At 72.9% G+C, this 20059-nt stretch carries 17 protein-coding genes; 15 read left to right on the top strand and 2 right to left on the bottom strand.

Annotated elements, in window-relative coordinates; genetic code table 11:
• Window position 1: 1 nt before the first annotated feature.
• From LQ327_RS16975 to LQ327_RS16940, 8 genes are all read left to right on the top strand, one after another.
• Entirely contained in the window at window positions 2–2323 is a 2322-nt protein-coding gene (locus tag LQ327_RS16975) for a hydantoinase B/oxoprolinase family protein (protein WP_230735746.1), read from the top strand.
• Between the two features lie 13 nt (window positions 2324–2336).
• On the top strand, window positions 2337–3929 hold the full coding sequence (locus LQ327_RS16970; RefSeq protein ID WP_230735744.1) for an FAD-dependent monooxygenase: 1593 nt from the start codon (window positions 2337–2339) through the stop codon (window positions 3927–3929).
• Window positions 3926–5650, top strand: a complete 1725-nt coding sequence (locus LQ327_RS16965; RefSeq protein WP_230735743.1) for a (2,3-dihydroxybenzoyl)adenylate synthase — start codon at window positions 3926–3928, stop codon at window positions 5648–5650. Before LQ327_RS16970 ends, LQ327_RS16965 begins: the two co-directional genes overlap by 4 nt.
• The gene (locus tag LQ327_RS16960; RefSeq protein WP_230735741.1) at window positions 5647–6402 is read left to right on the top strand and encodes a maleate cis-trans isomerase family protein; all 756 of its coding nucleotides are present in this window, start codon (window positions 5647–5649) and stop codon (window positions 6400–6402) included. The genes LQ327_RS16965 and LQ327_RS16960 overlap by 4 nt, the downstream gene beginning before the upstream one ends.
• Before the next feature lie 25 nt (window positions 6403–6427).
• A complete protein-coding gene (locus LQ327_RS16955) occupies window positions 6428–7165 on the top strand; it encodes a TetR/AcrR family transcriptional regulator (protein ID WP_230735739.1) in 738 nt (245 codons plus the stop codon).
• Window positions 7166–7239: 74 nt separating this feature from the next.
• Window positions 7240–7905 carry a VOC family protein gene (locus LQ327_RS16950; RefSeq protein ID WP_230735737.1) on the top strand — a complete coding sequence of 222 codons (666 nt, stop codon included), beginning with the start codon at window positions 7240–7242 and terminating at the stop codon, window positions 7903–7905.
• Window positions 7902–8147, top strand: coding sequence for a hypothetical protein (locus LQ327_RS16945; RefSeq protein WP_230735735.1), 246 nt, complete (start codon window positions 7902–7904; stop codon window positions 8145–8147). Before LQ327_RS16950 ends, LQ327_RS16945 begins: the two co-directional genes overlap by 4 nt.
• Window positions 8144–9394 carry an alpha/beta fold hydrolase gene (locus LQ327_RS16940; protein ID WP_230735733.1) on the top strand — a complete coding sequence of 417 codons (1251 nt, stop codon included), beginning with the start codon at window positions 8144–8146 and terminating at the stop codon, window positions 9392–9394. Before LQ327_RS16945 ends, LQ327_RS16940 begins: the two co-directional genes overlap by 4 nt.
• 3 nt (window positions 9395–9397) lie before the next feature.
• Here LQ327_RS16940 and LQ327_RS16935 read toward each other — a convergent pair whose 3' ends face one another.
• Window positions 9398–9721, bottom strand: a complete 324-nt coding sequence (locus LQ327_RS16935; RefSeq protein ID WP_230735731.1) for a hypothetical protein — start codon at window positions 9719–9721, stop codon at window positions 9398–9400.
• A gap of 126 nt (window positions 9722–9847) precedes the next feature.
• Window positions 9848–10435 (bottom strand): TetR/AcrR family transcriptional regulator, encoded by a 588-nt coding sequence (locus tag LQ327_RS16930; protein ID WP_230735729.1) that lies wholly within the window; start codon window positions 10433–10435, stop codon window positions 9848–9850.
• Between the two features lie 127 nt (window positions 10436–10562).
• Between LQ327_RS16930 and LQ327_RS16925 the strand changes: the two genes are divergently transcribed.
• From LQ327_RS16925 to LQ327_RS16895, 7 genes are all read left to right on the top strand, one after another.
• Window positions 10563–12053: an aldehyde dehydrogenase family protein gene (locus tag LQ327_RS16925; protein ID WP_230735727.1), complete on the top strand. Its 1491-nt coding sequence runs from the start codon at window positions 10563–10565 to the stop codon at window positions 12051–12053.
• On the top strand, window positions 12050–13615 hold the full coding sequence (locus LQ327_RS16920) for an APC family permease (RefSeq protein ID WP_230735725.1): 1566 nt from the start codon (window positions 12050–12052) through the stop codon (window positions 13613–13615). Before LQ327_RS16925 ends, LQ327_RS16920 begins: the two co-directional genes overlap by 4 nt.
• A gap of 1 nt (window position 13616) precedes the next feature.
• Complete coding sequence (locus tag LQ327_RS16915; protein WP_230735723.1) at window positions 13617–15203, top strand: GMC family oxidoreductase; 1587 nt, start codon at window positions 13617–13619, stop codon at window positions 15201–15203.
• Window positions 15204–15667: 464 nt separating this feature from the next.
• Window positions 15668–16552 carry a HalD/BesD family halogenase gene (locus LQ327_RS16910; protein WP_230735721.1) on the top strand — a complete coding sequence of 295 codons (885 nt, stop codon included), beginning with the start codon at window positions 15668–15670 and terminating at the stop codon, window positions 16550–16552.
• 26 nt (window positions 16553–16578) lie between these two features.
• Window positions 16579–18366 carry a choline/carnitine O-acyltransferase gene (locus LQ327_RS16905; protein ID WP_230735719.1) on the top strand — a complete coding sequence of 596 codons (1788 nt, stop codon included), beginning with the start codon at window positions 16579–16581 and terminating at the stop codon, window positions 18364–18366.
• Between the two features lie 34 nt (window positions 18367–18400).
• Window positions 18401–19252, top strand: coding sequence for a siderophore-interacting protein (locus tag LQ327_RS16900; protein WP_230735717.1), 852 nt, complete (start codon window positions 18401–18403; stop codon window positions 19250–19252).
• A gap of 27 nt (window positions 19253–19279) precedes the next feature.
• Entirely contained in the window at window positions 19280–19996 is a 717-nt protein-coding gene (locus LQ327_RS16895) for a hypothetical protein (protein WP_230735715.1), read from the top strand.
• Window positions 19997–20059: the final 63 nt, after the last annotated feature.

The following is a 20059-nucleotide window of genomic DNA, read 5'->3' as shown; positions in this document are numbered from 1 at the left end:
CATGACCATGGCCGTCCCCGGCTCCGAGAGGTTCTCGAGCCGCCCGACCGACCCCGCCACGCTGGCCGCCCAGCTGCCGGCGAGCCTCCCGGTCCACACCGTGACCCAGGAGCAGATCGACGCCCTGGACCCGCTGACCTACGAGGTGGTGCGCCACCGGCTCTGGTCGGTCACCGACGAGATGGGCGAGGCGCTCAAGCGCATGTCCGGCTCGCCGATCGTCACCGACGCCAACGACTTCGACTTCGCGGTCAGCGACGAGCTGGGCCAGGAGGTCCAGGTCGGGCTCTACAACACGATGCTGGTCGGCGCCGTCGACCTGGCGATCTACTGGACGCTGCAGCACCGCGCGACGAACCCCGGCATCGTCGAGGGCGACATGTTCCTGACCAACGACCCGTGGGTGGGCGGCGGGCTGCACCAGAACGACGCGATGGTCTACCAGCCGGTGTTCTGGGAGGGGAAGCTCTTCGGCTGGACCTCGGCGATCGCCCACCAGCCCGACCTCGGCGGCGTCGGGCTCGGGTCGTTCTCCCCGGCCGCGCAGGACGTGTTCTCCGAGTCGCTGCCCACCCCACCGGTCAAGGTCGTGCGGGACGGGCTGCTGCAGGACGACGTGGCCGACATGTGGGTCCGCCGCTCGCGGGTGCCGATGATGATCGGACTCGACCTGCGCGCGAAGGTCGGCGCCAACACCGTCGGCCGGGACCGGCTGCTCGCAGTCATCGCCCAGTACGGCGCGGACACCGTCAAGGCCGTGATGAAGCGGATGATGTCCGACGCCGAGTCGCGGCTGCGCGGGAAGCTGCGCGACCTGCCCGACGGGACGTGGCACGCCACCGGCTACCAGGACCAGTCGCACACCGGCGACCGGAACCTGCACAAGATCACCGTCGCGATGACGAAGGCCGACGACCACCTCACGCTCGACTTCACCGGCACCGACCCGCAGGCCGGCGTCATCAACTGCACCTACGCCGGGATGCGCGGCGGGGTCATGCTCGCGCTGCTGCCGATCCTCGCCGGGGACATCCCGTGGTCGGCCGGCGGGCTGATGCGCTGCTTCGACCTGGTCGCCGAGGAAGGCACGATCAACAACGCGAGCTTCCCGGCCGCGGTGAGCCGCGGCCCGATCGGCCCGGCGTGGCTGACCGGCAACCTCGTCGCCGAGTGTCTGAGCCAGATGCTCGACCAGTCGACGGCGCTCGACGCCCACGTGCAGGCCACCTGCTGCGGCACCTGGGACACCGCGGTGATCGCCGGGCTCGACGAGCGCGGCCCGGTCCCGAACCCGTTCCTGTCGATCATGATGGACCCGATGGCGGGCGGCTACGGGGCCCAGCCGCAGGCCGACGGCATGGACACCGGCGGGCTGTTCTGCATCCCGCTCGGTCGCGTCCCGGACGTCGAGATGACCGAGTTCCTCTACCCGGTCCTCGCCCTGTGGCGCCGGGAGGAGCCCGACTCCGGCGGCCCCGGACGACGTCGTGGCGGCGTCGCCGCGAGCATGGCGATCACCCCGCACGGCACCAGCTTCCCGATCGGGCTGGTCCTGGCCTCGGCGGGCAAGGCCGTCAGCCAGAACAACGGCCTCGCCGGCGGCTACCCCGGCAACACCGGCGTGGAGAAGATCGCCCGCGGGAGCGACCTCACGACGATGCTGGCCGGCGGCCGACTGCCCGCCGGGCTCGACGAGGTCGGCGGCGAGCAGGAGCTCTGCCCCTGCTACGGCGAGACCTACGTCGCGCCCGGCGAGGTCTTCACCATGTTCTGGCAGGGCGGCGGCGGCTACGGCGACCCGCTGACGCGTGAGCCCGAGGACGTCGCCCGCGACGTGCGCGAGCAGAAGGTCAGCGCCGAGCACGCCACCGTGGGCTACGGCGTCATCCTCGACGCCACCGGGGCGCCGGATCTCGACGCCACCCGCCGACGTCGGGAGGAACTGCGCGAGGTGCGCCGCACCCGCGCCGGCGCCGGCGAGGCGTCCCGGACCACCGTGGACGTCGCCGACGGGCGCCGCCTCGACGACAACCTCGTCGCGGTCGGCCACGGCGCGGACGCGCAGGTCGCCTGCCGGCACTGCTCGACGGTGCTCGGGTCGGGCTCGGTCGGCGACCTCGACCTGGTGCGCCACGAGGGCCCGGTGACCGAGGCGGGACCGCAGGTCGCGTCGTCGGCCGAGCTCTACGTCGACCAGGCCGTCCACTTCCGCCAGTACTGCTGCCCCGGCTGCTTCACCGCGCTGTGGACGGCCGTCGTGCCGGTCGACCACGTCGACGACGTCGTCCGCACCAGCCGCGTGCTCGCCGACGCTTCCCGTTAGGAGACGCCGTCCCATGACGCTGCACCGCGTCGCCGTGCTCGGCGGGGGCCCCGGAGGGCTCTACGCCGCGCGGCTGCTCAAGCTCGCCCGGCCCGACTGCGAGGTCGTCGTCCACGAGCAGGGCGTGCCCGACCAGACCTTCGGGTTCGGGGTGGGTCTCGCCGCCCGCACCCAGCGGAAGCTCTCCGAGGCCGACCCCGCGACCCTGCACGACATCCTCGCGTGCTCGTACTCGCACGACATGCGGATGCGGGTCGCCGGCCGCGAGGCCGGGATGGACGTCTCGAGCCTGGTCGCCGTCGGGCGGGCGGAGCTGCTGGCGGTCCTGCAGCGTCATGCCGAGGACGCCGGGGTCAAGCTCGAGTTCGGTGTGCGCCGCCGGGCCGAGGACCTCGACGCCGACCTCGTGATCGCGGCCGACGGCGTCGGCAGCGCCACCCGCGCCGCCGCACCGGAGGCCTTCGGCGCCGAGGTCGAGACCGGCTCCGGCTGGTACCTCTGGGCCGGCACGGACGTCGCGCTCGACCACGCGTTGTTCGCGCCGGCCCACACCGAGCACGGCACGTTCGTCACGCACGCCTACCCGTACTCGCCGACCCGGAGCACCTTCCTGGTCGAGACCGACGAGGCGACGTGGCGGGCGGCCGGGTTCGACGAGACCACCGCGGCCACCCCGGCGGACGAGTCGGACGAGACCGCGCTGGCCTACCTGTCGGAGGCGTTCGCCGAGCACCTCGGGGGCCATCGCCTGATCGGCAACCGCACCCGCTGGCTGCAGTTCCGGACGGTGCGCTGCGAGCACTGGCACCACGGCAACGTCGTGCTGCTCGGCGACGCCGCCCACACCGCGCACTACTCGGTGGGCTCCGGCACGAAGCTGGCCATGGAGGACGCGATCGCGCTGGTCGACGCCCTCGGTGCCCACGACGACCTCGAGGCGGCGCTGGAGGCCTACACCGCGGTCCGCCGACCCGCCGTCGCGCGGCTGCAGGACATCGCCGAACGCTCGCGCCGCTGGTGGGAGACGTTCCCGGAGCGGGTGGAACTGCCGGTCGAGCAGCTGCTCGTCGCGTACATGAGCCGGGCGGGAAACGTGCCGCTCGACCGGTTCGCCGGCGGTTCGCCGGAGGTCGTGCACGCGGCGCTGACGCAGTGGGCGGGGGAGGAGCCGAGCGGCGACTCCCTGGCGGAGTGGGTGCTCGCGCGGCCGCTGCGGCCGTCGGCGCCCGGCCAGGAACCGCTGGCCGAGGGCGACCCCCTCGGCTCCCGCGGCTTCGACTCCCGGACCGTCCCCGACGATCCCGAGGCGCTCGGCGCCGCCGTCGTCGACCTCGGTACCGACGCCCGGCCGGCGGGGACCGAGCAGCACGTCGACGACGCGGTCCGCCGCGCGGAGCTGGCCGCGGCCACCGCCGACGTCGTGTGGTTCGACGGCGGCGACGACCGCGGCAGCGTCCTGACCCGCTTCGAGGTCGCCGAGCTGGTCCGGCGCCGGACCGACGCCCTCGTCGTGGTGGTCGGGCCGGCCGACCTGCGCACCGACCTCGCCGACGGGCTCGCCGCCGACCGCACCCATCTCGTGGCCGTCCGGGAGGAGCAGCCGTGAGCACCGACCAGGCCCACCGCTCGCGCTGGGACGCCCTCCGGGTCCGCTACCCCGACGACCTCGTCACGACCTTCCGGGACGCCGGGCTGTGGGGCACGCGGACCCTCGGCGAGGAGCTCCATGCCGCCGCGCTGCGCTTCGCCGACCGCGACGCCGTCGTCGCCGCCGAGGGGCGACTGACCTACGCCGAGCTCGACGCCCGGACCGACCGGATCGCCGCCGGCCTGGCGGGGACGGGCCTCGAACCGGGCGACCCGGTGATCGTGCAGGCCACGAACCGGCTCGAGACCGTGATCGCCTGGTACGCGATGCTCAAGGCCGGCCTCGTCCCGGTCGCGACGCTCGCGGCGCACCGCGGCCACGAGGTCGGCCAGATCAGCCGGACGGTCGGCGCGCGGGCCCACCTCGTCGAGGCCGGGCTGTCACATGGTCGATCTCTGGGTGGCATCGACCTGGTCGCGTTCGCCGTCGAGCAGGCCCGGGACCACCCGACGCTGGGACGGATCCTCGTCCTCGGCGCCGACGGCCCGCTCCCGGACGACGCCGTCGACCTGCTCGAGCTCGGTACGGAGATCGACCCGGCGGACGCCCGCGCCCGGGTCGAGGCGATCCAGTCCGGTCTCAACCCGGACGACGTCGCGGTCTTCCAGCTCTCCGGCGGCACCACCGGCGTCCCGAAACTCATCCCGCGGGCCCACGCCGAGTACTGGTACAACGCCCGCGCCTACGCCGGGACGCTCGGCTGGACCGAGCACGACCGCGTCGGGCACCTCATCCCGGTGATCCACAACGCCGGGGTCGTGTGCGGCGTGCACGCGCCCCACACGGTCGGAGCGTGCCTGGTGCTGACCGGCCACGACCTGGACACCGCGCTGCCGCTGCTCGCGGCCGAGCGGACGACGTCGGTGCTGTTCGGCCACGTGCACTACCGCGCGCCGGACCACCCCGCCTACCCCGAGCTCGCGCGGTCGCTGCGGATCGTCGTGCTCTCCGGGGCGAAGGTCTCCGAGGACCTCTTCGCGACGGTGACCGGCCACGGGGCCTGGGTGGGCCAGCTGTTCGGGATGGCCGAGGGCCTGTTCCTGGTGACGCCGCTGGGCACCTCACCAGAGCTGCGCCGCACCACCGTCGGCGTCCCGATCTCGACCCACGACGAGGTCGTCCTGCTCGAGCCGGGGACCGAGGAGCCGGTGCCCGACGGCGGCGTGGGGGAGCTCTGCGCGCGGGGTCCGTACACCCTGCGGGGCTACTACGCGGCCGAGGAGCGCAACGTCCCGGGCGCGGAGGGCGGGGCGTTCACGTCCACCGGCTTCTACCGCACCGGGGACCTCGCGGCGGTGCGGCTGCTCGACGGTTACCGGGCGATCTCGATCGAGGGCCGCATCAAGGACCTCATCAACCGCGGCGGCGAGAAGATCAACGCCGAGGAGGTCGAGCTCCTCCTCCTGCGGCACCCGCGGATCGTCGAGGCGGCGCTCGTCGCGATGCCGGACCCGCGGCTGGGGGAGCGGGGCTGCGCCTTCGTCGTCACCGACGGCACTCCGATCACGCTCGACGACGTCCGCGCCCACCTGCGGGCACTCGAGGTCGCCACCTTCAAGTGGCCCGAGCGGGTGGAGGTCGTCGCCGAGATGGTCCGCACCAGGATCGGCAAGCTCGACAAGAAGGCGATGGCGGCGGACATCACCGAGACCCTGCGTGCAGAAGGAGCCCTGACGTGACTCACCACCGCATCGGGATGATCGTCCCGAGCTCGAACGTCACGGTCGAGACCGAGATCCCGGCCCTGCTCGCCCACCACGCGGACGCGACGTTCTCCTTCCACGGCAGCCGGATGCGGATGCACACGGTGTCGCCGGAGGAGCTCGCCGCGATGAACGCCCAGCGCGGACGCTGCGTGGACGAGCTCGCCGACGCCGGCGTGGACGCGCTGCTCTACGCGTGCCTGGTGGCGGTGATGGCAGCCGGTCCCGGCGAGCACCGACGGGTCGAGGAGGAGGTCGCGGCGCAGCTGCGGGAGCGGGGCCTGCCGGCCGGGCTCGTCTCCAGCGCCGGCGCTCTCGTGGAGGCGCTCCACGCGATGCCGGCACGGCGCATCGCACTCGTGACGCCGTACATGCGCCCGCTCGCCGAGCAGGTGGTCGCCTACCTGGAGGCCGAGGGTCTGGAGGTGCTCGACTGGGTCGCGCTCGAGGTGGCCGACAACGCCGACGTGGGGTGCATCCCGGGCGACCGCGTGATGGCGGCCGCCCGCGGTCTCGACCTGACCGGGGCGGAGGCGCTGGTGATCTCCGCCTGCGTGCAGATGCCGTCGCTCCCATTGATCCCGGTCGCCGAGGCGGAGTTCGGCCTGCCGGTGCTCTCGGCGGCGACGGCGGGGGCGTTCTGCCTGCTGCGCAGCCTCGGTGTGCGCGCCGACCTCCCCGACGCCGGGTCCCTGCTGCGGCAGCGCTCCGGGACGCCGGTCCGCTGATCCGGCGTCGGTATCGTCGCCCGTCATGAGCTCCGCGGAATCCGTCGCTCCCCACGGTCGTGCGTCGGCCCGCCGTGAGCTCGTCGAGGCCCAGATATACGAGCAGGCCACGCGGCTGTTCGCCGAGCGGGGCTTCGCGGGGACGAGCCTGCAGGACGTCGCCGACGCCATGGGCATGACCCGCTCGGCGCTCTACTACTACGTCAAGAACAAGGACCAGCTGCTCGCCCAGCTGGTCACCGAGATCACCTCGGGTCCCGCCGACGCCGCCGAGGAGATCGCCGGGCGCGATCTCGACGCCCCGGACAAGCTGCGCGAGCTCGTCCGGCTGATCGCCGCCCGGCAGGCGGACCACTCCGCGCGGTTCCGACTCGTCATCCGCTCCGAGTCGGAGCTGCCGCCGGAGCTGGCGACGGCGCACGAGACCGCGAAGCGACGGGTGCTCGACGGCTTCGTCCGCGTGGTCGACCAGGGCGTGCGCAGCGGGGAGTTCCGGCCGCGGCCGGTCCGGACCACCGCGCTGGCGCTCATCGGGATGTGCAACTGGGTCGCCTGGTGGTTCCACCCCGGCGGCGCCCAGTCGGCCGACGAGGTCGCCGACCAGATGGCGGAGATGGCCGTGGCGCTCGTCGCCCAGAGCCCGGACCGCACGCCGGAGTCACCCCGCCCAGACGACCCCGCCGCCGCCCTGCACCTGCTGCGCCAGGACCTCGACTACCTCGAGCACATCATCACGACTTCGTCGCCACCGTCGAAAGATTGACGCCAGCGCCGAACGACCGTACTCTCGACCTCGTTGCCGAGGACGATCGTGCGACGACGCGGGAGGTCGAGGACATGACAGACGGGACGAGCCGGGACGCCACGGGGCTCGAGCACAAGGTCCGCGGGGTGGACCACACCGCGTTCCCCACGTTCGATCCGGCGGCGACGGTGCGGTTCTACCGCGACACCCTCGGGTTCCCGGTGGTGCACTCGATCTGCGCCGCGGGCTGGGGCCCGGAGGACCACCCGGACTTCATCCACTTCTTCTTCGACATCGGCAACGACGACCGGATCGCGTTCTTCTACTACTTCGGCCTCGAGCCGATCCACGACCGGGAGCGCGGGGACGTCTACGCGGGCTTCGGGCCCGAGGTGCCGGAGTTCTTCGTCCGGTCGCGGCACCTGGCGATCCACGTCGACGACCAAGACGACCTGCTCGAGTACCGCCGGCGGCTGGACGACTCCGCGTGGCCGGTCGAGATGCAGATCCAGCACGAGACCATCGAGTCGATCTACACGCACGACCCGAACGGCTACATGGTCGAGTTCACCCGCGCGATGCGCCCGGTGACGCCGCAGGAGGACCTCGACGCCACCCTGACGATCGACGCGCTGCTCGACGTCGTGGCCGAGCCGGAGCCCAGCTTCGGCAAGCTCCTGGCCCGCAAGGCCGAGCTGATCGTCGAGCGGGCGGCGGACTGGGAGCTGTCCCGGACCACCGAGGGGGCCCGGCAGTGACCGCGCTCTACGTCCTCGACGTCCCGGAGAACACCACGGTGGCGAAGGTCGCCGCCGAGGACCCCGCGGTCACCGTCGGGAAGCTCGGACCGTACTTCGAGATCTCCGCCGACGGCGCGATCGTCGTCGACCGCCGCGCGACCGGCTGCCGGCACGCGGTCTGGTACAGCTGCGTCGCGGGTGTGGGGGGCGGGCGGATCGTGCAGCACGACAAGAACGCCCTGCGGGTCGACCCGGCATGAGCACGCCCACCTCCCAGCTCGGCGCCGGCCGCTACATCGCCGCGGGGGAGCGGCCCGCGGCCACCGTCACCGGCGTCCACGAGCTGACGACGGCGGACGGCGCGACGGTGCGCGGCGTGCTGGCCACGGTGCCGGGAGCGCGGACGGTGGTCTGCCTGATGCACCCGCGCCAGGACCTCACGCACCACGCCCTGGTGCCCGCCCTGCTCGCGGCGGGCGTGGCGGTCTGGACCCAGCACACCCGCTCGGTGAACAACGACCTGACGCTGGTGCACGAGCAGGCCCTGCTCGACGTCGCGGCGGGCATGGTCTTCCTGCGCGAGCAGGGGTTCGCCGCGATCGTGCCGCTCGGGCACTCCGGGGGCGGCACGCTGTTCGCCTACTACCTCGAGCAGGCCGGGCTGGCGGGACGCGACCGGATCGCCACCACCCCGGGCGGCCGGCCGACGAAGCTCGCCGACGCCGAGATGCCGATGACCGACGGCGTCGTCTTCCTCGCGCCGCACCCGGGGCAGGGGCGCCTGCTGCTCGGCTGCATCGACCCTTCGGTGTCGGACGAGCGCGATCCGCTGGCCGCGGTCGGAGAGCTGGACCCGTTCGACCCGGCCAACGGGTTCGCGGAGCCGCCCGCGAGCTCGTCGTACGCGCCGGAGTTCCTGGCGCGCTACCGCGCGGCCCAGCACGACCGGGTCGCCCGCATCGACGCCACCGCCCGCGCCCTGGTGGCCCGCACCGCGGACGCCCGGGCCGCCCACCAGCGCACCGGTACCGCCGCCGACCGGCGCCGCGCCCTCGCCCCGCAGCTGATCACGGTGTTCCGCACCGACGCCGACCCGCGGACGGTCGACCTCTCGCTCGACCCCAGCGAACGGCCCTACGGATCGCTGTTCGGCGCACGGCCGGACCTGATCAACTACGGGCAGGTCGGGTTCGGCCGGCTCACCACGCCGGAGGCCTGGCTCTCGACGTGGTCGGGACTGAGCTCGTACGCGGACTTCGCGCGCTGCGCCCCGGGCGTCCGGGTCCCGACGCTGTTCGTCGAGCTCACGGGCGACCAGGCGGCGTTCCCGGCCGACTCGGCACGCATGGTCGGGGCGCTCGGCGCGGACGACCTCACCCACGTCGCGGTGCGCGGGACCCACTTCGGCGGGGCGATCGCGCCCGGCGAGCCGACGGGCAACCAGCTGGCCGCGGACGAGATCGAGACCTGGCTGGCCGAGCGGCACGAGCTCGCGCCGCCGGTGTGAGGGTCAAGAGCCGGCGCAGACCGCGTCCTGGCCGGGCGCCGTCACGGTCTGCGCCGCCACCACCCGCCCGTCGACCGTGATCCGGCACGAGATCCGGGAGTTCGGCGGCACGCCGACCAGCGACACCTGCATCTTCGGCTGCGGCACGTAGCCCAGCGGGAGGGTGAGGTCGAAGGGCAGGCCGCTGAACGTGGTCTCGGACGTGCTGCCGAGGTAGCCGACCCCCACGTAGCGGCCGAAGGCGGTGCCACCGGCCGTCCCCGTCGCCGAGAACTCGACGGTGTGCTGGGGTCCGGGCGGGGGAGGGTCGCTGGAACAGGCACCCACGATCAGGACCGCCGCGGCCCCTACGAGTGCGCCGACCGACCGGACCCATGCCCTGCGCCCCATGCGTCCCCCTGGTGAGACGACCGGCGGACGTCGCCGGTGTGGCCGGGATCGTAGGGGCACGGATCAGGCGGCCGTGTGCGGACCCTCGATGGCGCGGCGGAAGACCTCCCGGATCGCCTCGGCGGACGGGGGCGGATCGGCCATCGCCGACTGCATCAGCAGGCCACAGAAGAGTCCCGCGAGCACCCGGCCGGTCAGCGGGTCGGTCCGGCGGCCGAACACCTCGACGAGGGCGTTGTCCCACGCCGCGCTGACCGGTCGGAGGGCCGGCCGATGGAGGGCGGCGATGTAGAGGTCGTACTCGACGACCGTGTGGCTCCGGTTCTCGCCGACGTAGCCCATCACGAGATCGGTCATGGCCTCGGCGAAGGCCCCGTCCGGGGCGAGGCCCGACTCCCAGGCACGGATCGCGCCGATGTTGTCGTCGGCGGCGTGTCGCAGGGCCTCCTCGAGGAGATCGTCGAGGGTCTGGAAGTGGTAGGTGGTCGAGCCGAGCGGGACGTCGGCGGCGGCCGCCACAGCGCGGTGGGTGAGCCCGTCGACGCCGCGCTCGGCCACCACCGAGATGGCCGCGCGCGCGATCCGCTCACGGCGGGAGGGGTCGGCCCGCACCGCCGGCCGGCCCGCCGTGTCCCAAGGTGCTTCCCGCATCTCCGTGTCACTCTCCGTCGCAAGATCGGCACGACGAGTATACCGACCGCGGTACCGCACCTGTACATACGTACACCCCGGTTGTACGTTCGTACGCCCAGCTCACATCGACCCTGGCAGGAGAACCGTGGGGCAGCTCTACATCGACGGGACGTGGACGGACGCCGAGGACGGCGCCCACCGCGAGATCCGCTGTCCGGCCGACGGCCGGCTCGTGGCCGAGGTCAGCGAGGCCGGGCCGGCGGACACCGAGCGCGCGATCGGAGCCGCCAGGACCGCGTTCGACGACGGGCGCTGGTCGAACGTCCCCGCTCCCGAGCGCGGAGCGCTGCTGCTGCGCGTCGCCGACCTGCTCCAGCGCGACCGCGACCGGCTGGCCCGCGCCGAGACCCTCGACACCGGCAAGCGGGTCGCCGAGTCCGAGATCGACATGGACGACATCACGAACTGCTTCCGGTGGTTCGGACAGCTCACGGCGACCGACGACGGACGGCTCGTCGACACCGGCAACGCCACCGCGCGCAGCAAGGTCGTCCACGACCCGGTCGGCGTGTGCTCGCTGATCACGCCGTGGAACTACCCGCTGCTGCAGACGGCCTGGAAGGTCGCGCCCGCGCTCGGGGCCGGGTGCACGTTCGTGCTCAAGCCCAGCGAGCTCACCCCGCACACCGCGATCATCCTCGTCGAGCTGCTGGAGGAGGCGGGCGTCCCGCCCGGCGTCGCGAACCTCGTCCTGGGCCCCGGGGCCACCGCGGGCGCCCCGCTGTCGACCGACCCCCGCGTCGACATGGTCAGCTTCACCGGGGGCCTCGCCACCGGGAAGATCCTCATGGCGAACGCGGCGGCGACCGTCAAGAAGATCGCCCTGGAGCTCGGCGGGAAGAACCCGTTCGTGCTCTTCGCCGACGCCGACCACGAGACCGCCGTCGACAACGCCCTCACCGCGATCTTCCTGCACTCCGGGCAGGTGTGCTCGGCCGGCGCGCGGCTCGTCGTCGAGGAGTCGGCGCACGACCGCGTGGTGGACGACCTGGTCGAACGCGCGCAACGCATCGTCATGGGCGGGCCCGACGACCCCGCCACCGAGACCGGCCCGCTGATCTCCGCGGCGCACCGGGACAAGGTGGAGGCCTATGTCGCGAAGGGGATCGCCGAGGGCGCGGTGCTGCGCTGCGGCGGTGAGCGCCCGAAGGACCCGCGCCTGGCCGACGGCTTCTTCTACCCCCCGACGATCCTCGACGGCTGCACCCAGGACATGACCGTCGTGCACGAGGAGTCGTTCGGGCCGGTGCTCACCGTCGAGACCTTCACCGACCTCGACGACGCCGTCCGCATCGGCAACGACACCGAGTACGGCCTGGCCGGCGCGGTGTTCTCCGCCGACCACGGGACGTGCGAGGAGGTCGCCGCGCGCCTGCGGCACGGCACGATCTGGATCAACGACTTCGGGCCGTACGTGCCCGCCGCGGAGTGGGGCGGCTTCGGCCACTCCGGGTTCGGGCGCGAGCTCGGACGTGCCGGCCTGGCCGAGTACCAGGAGCCCAAGCACATCTGGACGAACACCCGGCCGGGTCCGACCGGCTGGTTCCCCTCTTCCAGCCAAGGGAGTGGTTCGTGAGCAGCACCGAAGGCTCGACCGACAGCGCAGACATCGACGAGTTCGGCTACAAGCCCAGCCTCGTCCGGTCCCTCGGCAGCTTCCACACGTTCGCCGCCGGGATCAGCTACATCTCGATCCTGACCGGCACGTTCCAGCTGTTCTACTTCGGGCTCGGCAGCGGCGGCCCGGCGTACTGGTGGTCGTGGCCGATGGTGTTCCTCGGCCAGCTCATGGTGGCGCTGTGCTTCTGCGAACTGGCGGCACGCTTTCCCGTCGCCGGGTCGATCTACAACTGGACGAAGCGGCTGACCAGCCCGCACATCGCGTGGCTGGCCGGCTGGACGATGCTCACCGCGTCCATCGTCTCGATCGCGGCGGTCGCGCTGGCGCTGCAGGCCACGCTGCCGCAGCTCTGGTCGGGCTTCCAGTTCATCGCCAAGAGCGGGCCCGACGACACCACCGCGGAGGCCCTCAACGGGGTCATCCTCGCGACGCTGCTCATCGTGTTCACCACGGCGATCAACGCCTTCGGCACCAAGCTCATGGCGCAGATCAACTCGGCGGGCGTGTTCATCGAGCTCATCGCCGCCGTCGTGCTGATCATCCTGCTGGCCGTCAACATCGTGCGCGGTCCCCAGGTGGTGCTGGACACCGGCGGTATCGACGCGAGCGGCAGACCACTCGGCTACGCGGGCGCCTTCCTCGTGGCGATGTTCGCCTCGCTGTACGTCATGTACGGGTTCGACACCGCGTCGTCGCTGGCCGAGGAGTCGCACGACCCGCGCCGCAACGCCCCGAAGGCGATCCTGCGGGCGCTGTTCTTCTCGTTCCTGCTCGGCGGCCTGATCCTGCTGTTCGCGCTGATGTCGGCGCCGGACCTGTCCGATCCCGCGTTCAGCTCGCTCGGCGGTCTGCAGGCCCTGGTCCTCGCCGTGCTCGGCGGGCCGCTGGGCAAGGTGATCCTCGTGGCGGTGGCCGTCGCGGTGATCGTCTGCGCGCTGGCGGTGCACGCGGCCGCGATCCGGCTGGCCTTCGCGATGAGCCGGGACAACAACCTGCCCGCGGGCGAGCGGCTGTGCACGATCAGCCCGCGCTTCGGCACCCCGATCGTCGCGTCGGTGTCCATCGGCGTCATCGCGGTCGTGCTGCTGTTCGTGACGTTCAGCCCGCAGATCTACACCGTGGTCACCTCGATCGCGATCATCATGATCTACACGGCGTACCTGCTGGTCACGGTGCCGATGCTCGTCAAGCGGCTCCGCGGACAGTGGGAGCCGCGCGAGGGTGCCTTCTCGCTCGGCCGCTGGGGGATCCCCGTCAACATCCTCGCCGTGATCTGGGGCGGGGTCATGACGGTGAACCTCGCCTGGCCGCGCAACGAGGTCTACAACGCCACCGAGCCGTTCCACTGGTATCTCCAGTACGGCGGCATCCTGCTCCCGGGGGTCATCCTCGGCGCCGGGTTCGCCTACTACTGGCTCGTCCAGCGACACAAGACCGGGGTCGTCGCCGCGCACGCACGCGAGGAGACCGCCACCGACACCACCGCCACCGACACCACCGCCCTCGGGGAGGCCTGACATGCCGCCGCTCTCGTTCCCGGCAGAGTTCGACTACGTGGTGGTCGGCGGTGGCACCGCGGGGTGCGCCGTCGCCGCCCGGCTCTCGGAGGACGCCGACGTGTCGGTGTGCCTCATCGAGGCGGGCCCCTCCGACGTGGGCGACGACGCGATCCTCGACCTCTCGCGCTGGATGGAGCTGCTGGAGTCGGGCTACGACTGGGACTACCCGATCGAGCCGCAGGCCTCGGGCAACTCCTACATGCGTCACGCCCGCGCCAAGGTGCTGGGCGGCTGCTCGTCGCACAACTCCGCGATCGCGTTCTGGGCTCCGAAGGAGAACCTCGACGACTGGGCGGCCGGCGGAGCGGCGGGCTGGTCGGCCGCCGAGTGCTACCCGTTCTACCGCAAGCTCGAGACGGCGCTGGACACGACCGCGGAGGCGGAGGCGCCCGGCCGCGGCACCGACGGCCCGGTCACCATCCGCACCGTGGGCGACCAGGACCCGTGCGGCGTCGCCCTCCTCGAGGCCTGCGAGCAGGTCGGGCTGCCCACGACGCCGTTCAACACCGGGCGCACGGTGCACCGCGGTGCCAACTGGTTCCAGGTCAACGCCAAGCCCGACGGCAGCCGCTCCTCGGCCTCGTCGGCCTACATCCACCCGAACCTGTCGCGGCCGAACCTGACCGTGCTGACCGGCTACCGGGCGGAGAAGCTCAACGTCGACACCACCGCGCCGGGCCGTCCCCGCATCACCGGTGCTCGGCTGCGGACCCCGGACACGCGTCACGCGGTGAACGTGTCGGCGCGCCGCGAGACGATCCTGTCCGCGGGCGCGATCGACGGCCCCAAGCTGCTGATGCTCTCGGGCATCGGGCCGGCCGATCACCTGCGCGAGGTGGGCGTCGAGGTCGTCGTCGACGCACCCGGCGTCGGGGAGAACCTCCAGGACCACCCCGAGGGCCTCGTGCAGTGGGAGGCACTGCAGCCGATGCCGACGGCGTCGACGCAGTGGTGGCAGATCGGGATCTTCGCCGGCGCCGAGGGCCGCTCGACGCCCGACCTGATGTTCCACTACGGCTCGGTGCCGTTCGACCTCAACCTGACCCGCTACGGCTACCCGTCCTCCGAGAACGCCTTCTGTCTCACGCCGAACGTCACCGGGGCCCGGTCGAAGGGCACGGTGCGGCTCTCGACGCGCGGGTACCAGGACAAGCCGAAGGTCGACCCGCGCTACTTCAGCCACGAGCACGACCGCGAGGTGATGATCCGCGGCATCCGGGTGGCCCGGGAGATCGCCGCGGCGCCCGCGCTGAAGGAGTGGGTGGGCACCGAGCTCGCCCCGGGGGATGCGGCCGCGACCGACGAGGAGCTCTTCGAGTACATCCGCACCACCCACAACACCGTCTACCACCCCTCCTGCACGGTGAAGATGGGTGCCGACGACGACCGGATGGCGCCGGTGACGTCGACGCTGAAGCTCAAGGGCGTGGACGGGCTCCGGGTCGCCGACGGCTCGGTGATGCCCGACCTGATCACGGTGAACCCGTGCATCACGACGATGATGATCGGCGAGCGGTGCGCCGACTTCATCCGCCGCGGAGTCTGAGCACGCCTGCGATGCTCCGCGGGTGACAACGCGGCGCGGACCGGGCCGTACCCGGGTGGGCAGCGCCGACGACGCGCTGCCGCCCGGGTCGGCCGAGGTGTTCCTGCAGCAGTTTCGGGCTGGATGCGTCCGACGCTCCCGGCGCCGGCTATCCGTTCGACCTCCCGGTGGTGCGGGCGGGTACTGCCCGGCGATGACCTCGGCGAGCATCTCCCGCGCTTCGAACACAGTTCGTCCACCATGGTCCGCACGCTAGCGCGACCCCCTGACAGTCACGCCGGAAACGACCGATCCCGCAGGTCAGGGCACGATCGAGGCGCTCAGCGCCACCGACGGCCGACGGGGCCCACCACCCGCCCGGACGGGCGGGCCCGACCGGCGGACTGATCGGAATTCCCCGAGCGCCCGGTCCCGCCGCGTGGAGATCACCCCTAGGGTCGCCCGTGGGGCGAGAGGGGGCCGACGTGGGCTCGAACGTGATCGACGGCGCAGTGGTCACCGGCGGTGCGGCAGTGGACGGGATCATCGACACCGACCGCTATCCCCTCGACGACCCGGGCGCCCCGGCCTGGGACGCCGTCGTCGAGCAGGCCCGTCGGGACCTGCGGGCGGAGGGCGCGACGGTGCTGCGCGACGTCGTCCGGCCCGAGCTGCGCGACCGGCTGCGCGCCGAGGGCGACGCCGTCGCCCCGCACGCCCACACCGCGACCGCGCAGGTCAACGTCTACAACACCGACCCGAACCCGACGCTCCCGCCCGAGCATCCGTCCCGGGTCGCCCTCACCCGCCGCAACGCGTTCGTCGCCCGCGACCACATCCCGGCCGATCACCTGATCCAGACCCTCTACCAGAACGCAGGATTCCGAGAACTCCTCGCCGCCTGCTTCGAGCTGCCCGCGGTCCACCCGCTCGCGGACCCGTACTCGGCGCTCACCCTCAACGTCGTCGCTCCAGGGGACGACCACCCCTGGCACTTCGACACCAACGAGATCGCGGTCAGCCTGCTCACCCGGGCGCCCGACGAGGGTGGCTCCTTCGAGTACTGCCCCGGCATCCGCACGCCGGACGGGGAGAACCTCGCCGGAGTGCGCGCCGTGCTCGACGGCGACCGCGGCCCGGTCCGGAGCCTCGACCTGCGCCCCGGTGACCTGCAGCTCTTCCGCGGGCGGTACTCGCTGCACCGGGTCACCCCGGTCGCGGGACCGACCGCCAGACACACCGCGATCTTCGCCTACAGCGACCGGCCCGGGGTGGTGGGATCACCGACGCGCACCCGGCAGCTGTTCGGACGGGTCGATCCCGCCCACCTCGCGGCGGCCTCGGTCCGGTCCGACACGCTGCTCGACTGACCAGGCCCCACCCGGAGAGGACGTCCATGAGCGACGCCGCCCCCACCATCGGCACCTTCGACGCCGAGGACGACCTGCCCCGCGTCCCGGTGCCCGCCCTGGCCGACAGCGCCGCCCAGTTCCTCGAGTGGTGCTCCCCGCTGCTCGACGACGACCAGATCGCGCAGACGAAGGCGGCCGTCGACCAGCTCGTCACCGGCCCGGGGCCGGGACTCCAGGCTGCGCTCGAGGAGTACGCCGCCGCGCCGACGACCCACAGCTGGCTCGACGAGTTCTGGGAGTCCCGCTACCTCGGGCGGCGCGACCGCATCGCGCTGAACGCCAACTTCTTCTTCCTCTTCCGGCCGAGCGACGATCCCGCGGAGCAGGACCAGGCCGGACGCGCCGCCGGGCTGATCCTCGGCGCGCTGGACCACAAGCACCGGGTCGACACCGAGACCCTGCCGCCGACCACCCGCCGCGGGGCGCCGATGACGATGGACCAGCACAAGTTCCTGTTCTCGGCGACCCGCATCCCCGGTGACGAGCAGGACACCGCCCGCACCCCGTACACCGACACCTGGCCGGGCCCCTCCCGCGAGCGCCACGTCGTCGTGTTCACGAACGGCCACGCCGTCCGCCTCGACGTCCTCGGACCCGACGGCACCCCGCACACGGCCGCGGAGATCGCCGCCGCGCTCCGAGCCGTGAGGGACCGCGTTACCGGCCCCGGACCCGCCGTCGGGAAGCTCACGACGAAGGCCCGCGCCGCCTGGGCGGCGAGCCGGCGCGCGCTGCGCGACGAGCACCCCGACAACGCTGCGGCACTCGAGACGATCGAGACGGCCCTGTTCTGCGTCAGCCTCGAGGACGGCGCCCCCGGCGAGGACCTCGCGCGCGGCAAGCAGCTGCTCGCCGGGAACGCCGCGAACCGGTGGTTCGACAAGGCGGTCACCTTCGTCGTGTTCGCCGACGGGGCGGCAGGCATCAACACCGAGCACTGCCGCCTCGACGGGACCACCGTCCTCGCCCTCGTCGACGGCATCTTCGCGGAGACCACGGCGGCGCACGCCGAGCACCTCGGCGCCCACGCTCAGGGCGAGCCCACCGCCACCGAGATCGGGTGGAGCATCACCGACGAGCGCGCCGCCGACATCCGGGCCGCGGGCGACGACTTCACCGCGTTCGCCGACTCCGTCGCCACCGAACTGGTGATCTTCGAACACGGCAGCGAGCGCGCCAAGGAGCTCGGCGTGTCCCCGGACGCGTTCGCACAGATGGCGTACCAGCTCGCGCACCGGCGCGCGAAGGGCTTCATCGGGGCGACCTACGAGTCGATCGCGACCCTGCAGTTCCACCACGGGCGCACCGAGGCGATGCGGGTGGTCACCCCGGAGATCCTCGCCTTCACGGCGGCCATGGACGACCCGGGTTCCGACGACGGGGCCCGTCGCGCCGCGTTCGACGCCGCGGCCACCGCGCACGGGAACCGGGCCCGCGCGTGCCAGGCGGGGGAGGCCCCGGAGCAGCACCTGTGGGAGCTCTCGCTGATCCACCAGCGGAGGGGAGCGTCGGAACCGCTCGCCGTCGTCGAGTCCCCGGGCTGGCGGATCATGCGCGACGACTTCATGTCGACCAGCTCCGCTCCCTCGGTCAACGTGCGCGTGTTCGGGTTCGGCTCGACCAGCACGCAGTGCATCGGGGTCGCCTACGTGCTGCTGCCGGACCGGTGGATCGTGCACCTGAGCACCGCGGCCGCGGTGGGGGAGCAGATGTCCCGCTTCGCCGTCGAACTCCGCGCCGCCGCCGACGAGATCACGACGCTGCTGGGTTAGGTTAGCCTTACTTCACCGACTGAAGGAGGGCGCGATGACCGCGGAGGCGACCAGGAGACCGGCCACGGCCTCTGCACTGCGGCAGGTGGAGGTGCGCGACGCCCGGCGGATCAGCCCGGGCAGCGTGCGCGTCACCCTCGGCGGGCCGGCACTGGACGACCTCCCGACCGCGGCCCCCGACGGCTACCTCAAGCTGTTCTTCCCCCGGAACCGCGGCGAGCTCCCCGTGCTGCCGGAGATCCCGGCCGACGGCGACGTCGGGCGCTGGTACCGCTCCTACCTGGCCATGCCCGACGGCGAGCGGCCCCCGATGCGGACCTACACGCTGCGGCGACGCCGGGACCACCCCGACGGCGTGGAGATCGACGTCGACCTGATCCTGCACGGCGACGGCCCCGGGAGCACCTGGGCCCGGGACGCCGCACCGGGCGACCGGCTCTGCTTCACCGGTCCGTACGGCCTCTACGCCCCGCGCCCGGAGCACGACGCGCTGCTCCTCGTCGGCGACGAGACGGCCGTCCCCGCGGCGGGCGCGATCGTCGAGTCGCTCCGGCCGGGGCAGCGGGCCGAGGTGGTCCTCGAGGTGTCGACGGCGGCGGAGGTGCAGCGCTGGGAGACCGCGGGCCGCGTGGAGGTGACGTGGGTGCACGGCGGACCGGACCTGCTCGACGTCGTCCGCCAGAACGACCTGCCCGGGCGACGGCCGTACGTGTGGCTGGCGGGGGAGGCGTCCCGCGTGCGCGACCTGCGCCGCCACCTCGTCCGGGAGCGCGGCGTGGACCGGGCCGACGTCCAGTTCCAGGGCTACTGGCGCCGCGGACGCAGCGAGGATCAGGCCGCCGCGGAGGCGATGGCCGAACACGATGCGGGGACCGACGGTAACTGACGGCCCCGCGCTTGCGATCCTTCACACGTGCGTGACCTCCTCTGGTCGACCTTCCTGCCCTGGGTCCGCGTGCCGGGCACGCCGACCTACCGCCGGCTCGCCGCCGAACCGGTCCCCGCGGACCTCGGGGACTACCGGCCGTACGACGCGCCCCACGAACCCCCGGGCGCGACCGTCGACGACGGCCGTGCCCGCACCGTCGCGCGGAGACTCATCGCCGCCGAGCCCGACCGCGTGGCCGCGGTGACCACGCTGCTGGACCGGCTGGGCCTCGCCCACGACGCCGACCCGGCCTCCTGGACCGCGATCGGGACCTGGCTCGTCGAGCGGCCGGCCGACCCCGCCACGCCGTCGCTCACTCTCGACGTGGGGCTGCTGCTGGGGCGGCGGATCCTCGACGAGCGCGGCGACGACGCCCACTGGGAGCCCGACGACGGCGTCCTGGCTCACCCGCAGGTCGTCCTCGGCGCGACGATCATCGCCCTGCCGCTGCAGGCCGTGGAGCAGGGCAGCGATCTCGGCGCCGTGCTCGAGCACGCACTCGCGGCCGAGGAGCCCGACCCGGAGGCCGACTTCGTCGCCTACCTGCGCACCGTGCTCGACGACCGCGACGGCGCGGGTGAGGCGCTGACCACGGACGACGTCGGGTGGATGCTCGCCGAGAGCGGGCTGGAGTCGCTGCCCGAGCTGCCGGAGGACGTCGAGGAGCGGCTGGCGCAGCACATCGGCCCCCGGAACGACTGACCGGTCCCCTCGACGGGACGAACGACTCGTTCGTGGCGTCTACGTGCACGAACGAGTCGTTCG

The sequence above is a fragment of the Actinomycetospora endophytica genome (genome assembly GCF_021026375.1).
In the GTDB taxonomy this organism is placed as follows: domain Bacteria; phylum Actinomycetota; class Actinomycetes; order Mycobacteriales; family Pseudonocardiaceae; genus Actinomycetospora; species Actinomycetospora endophytica.
This window is presented reverse-complemented; position numbering and strand designations above follow the sequence as displayed.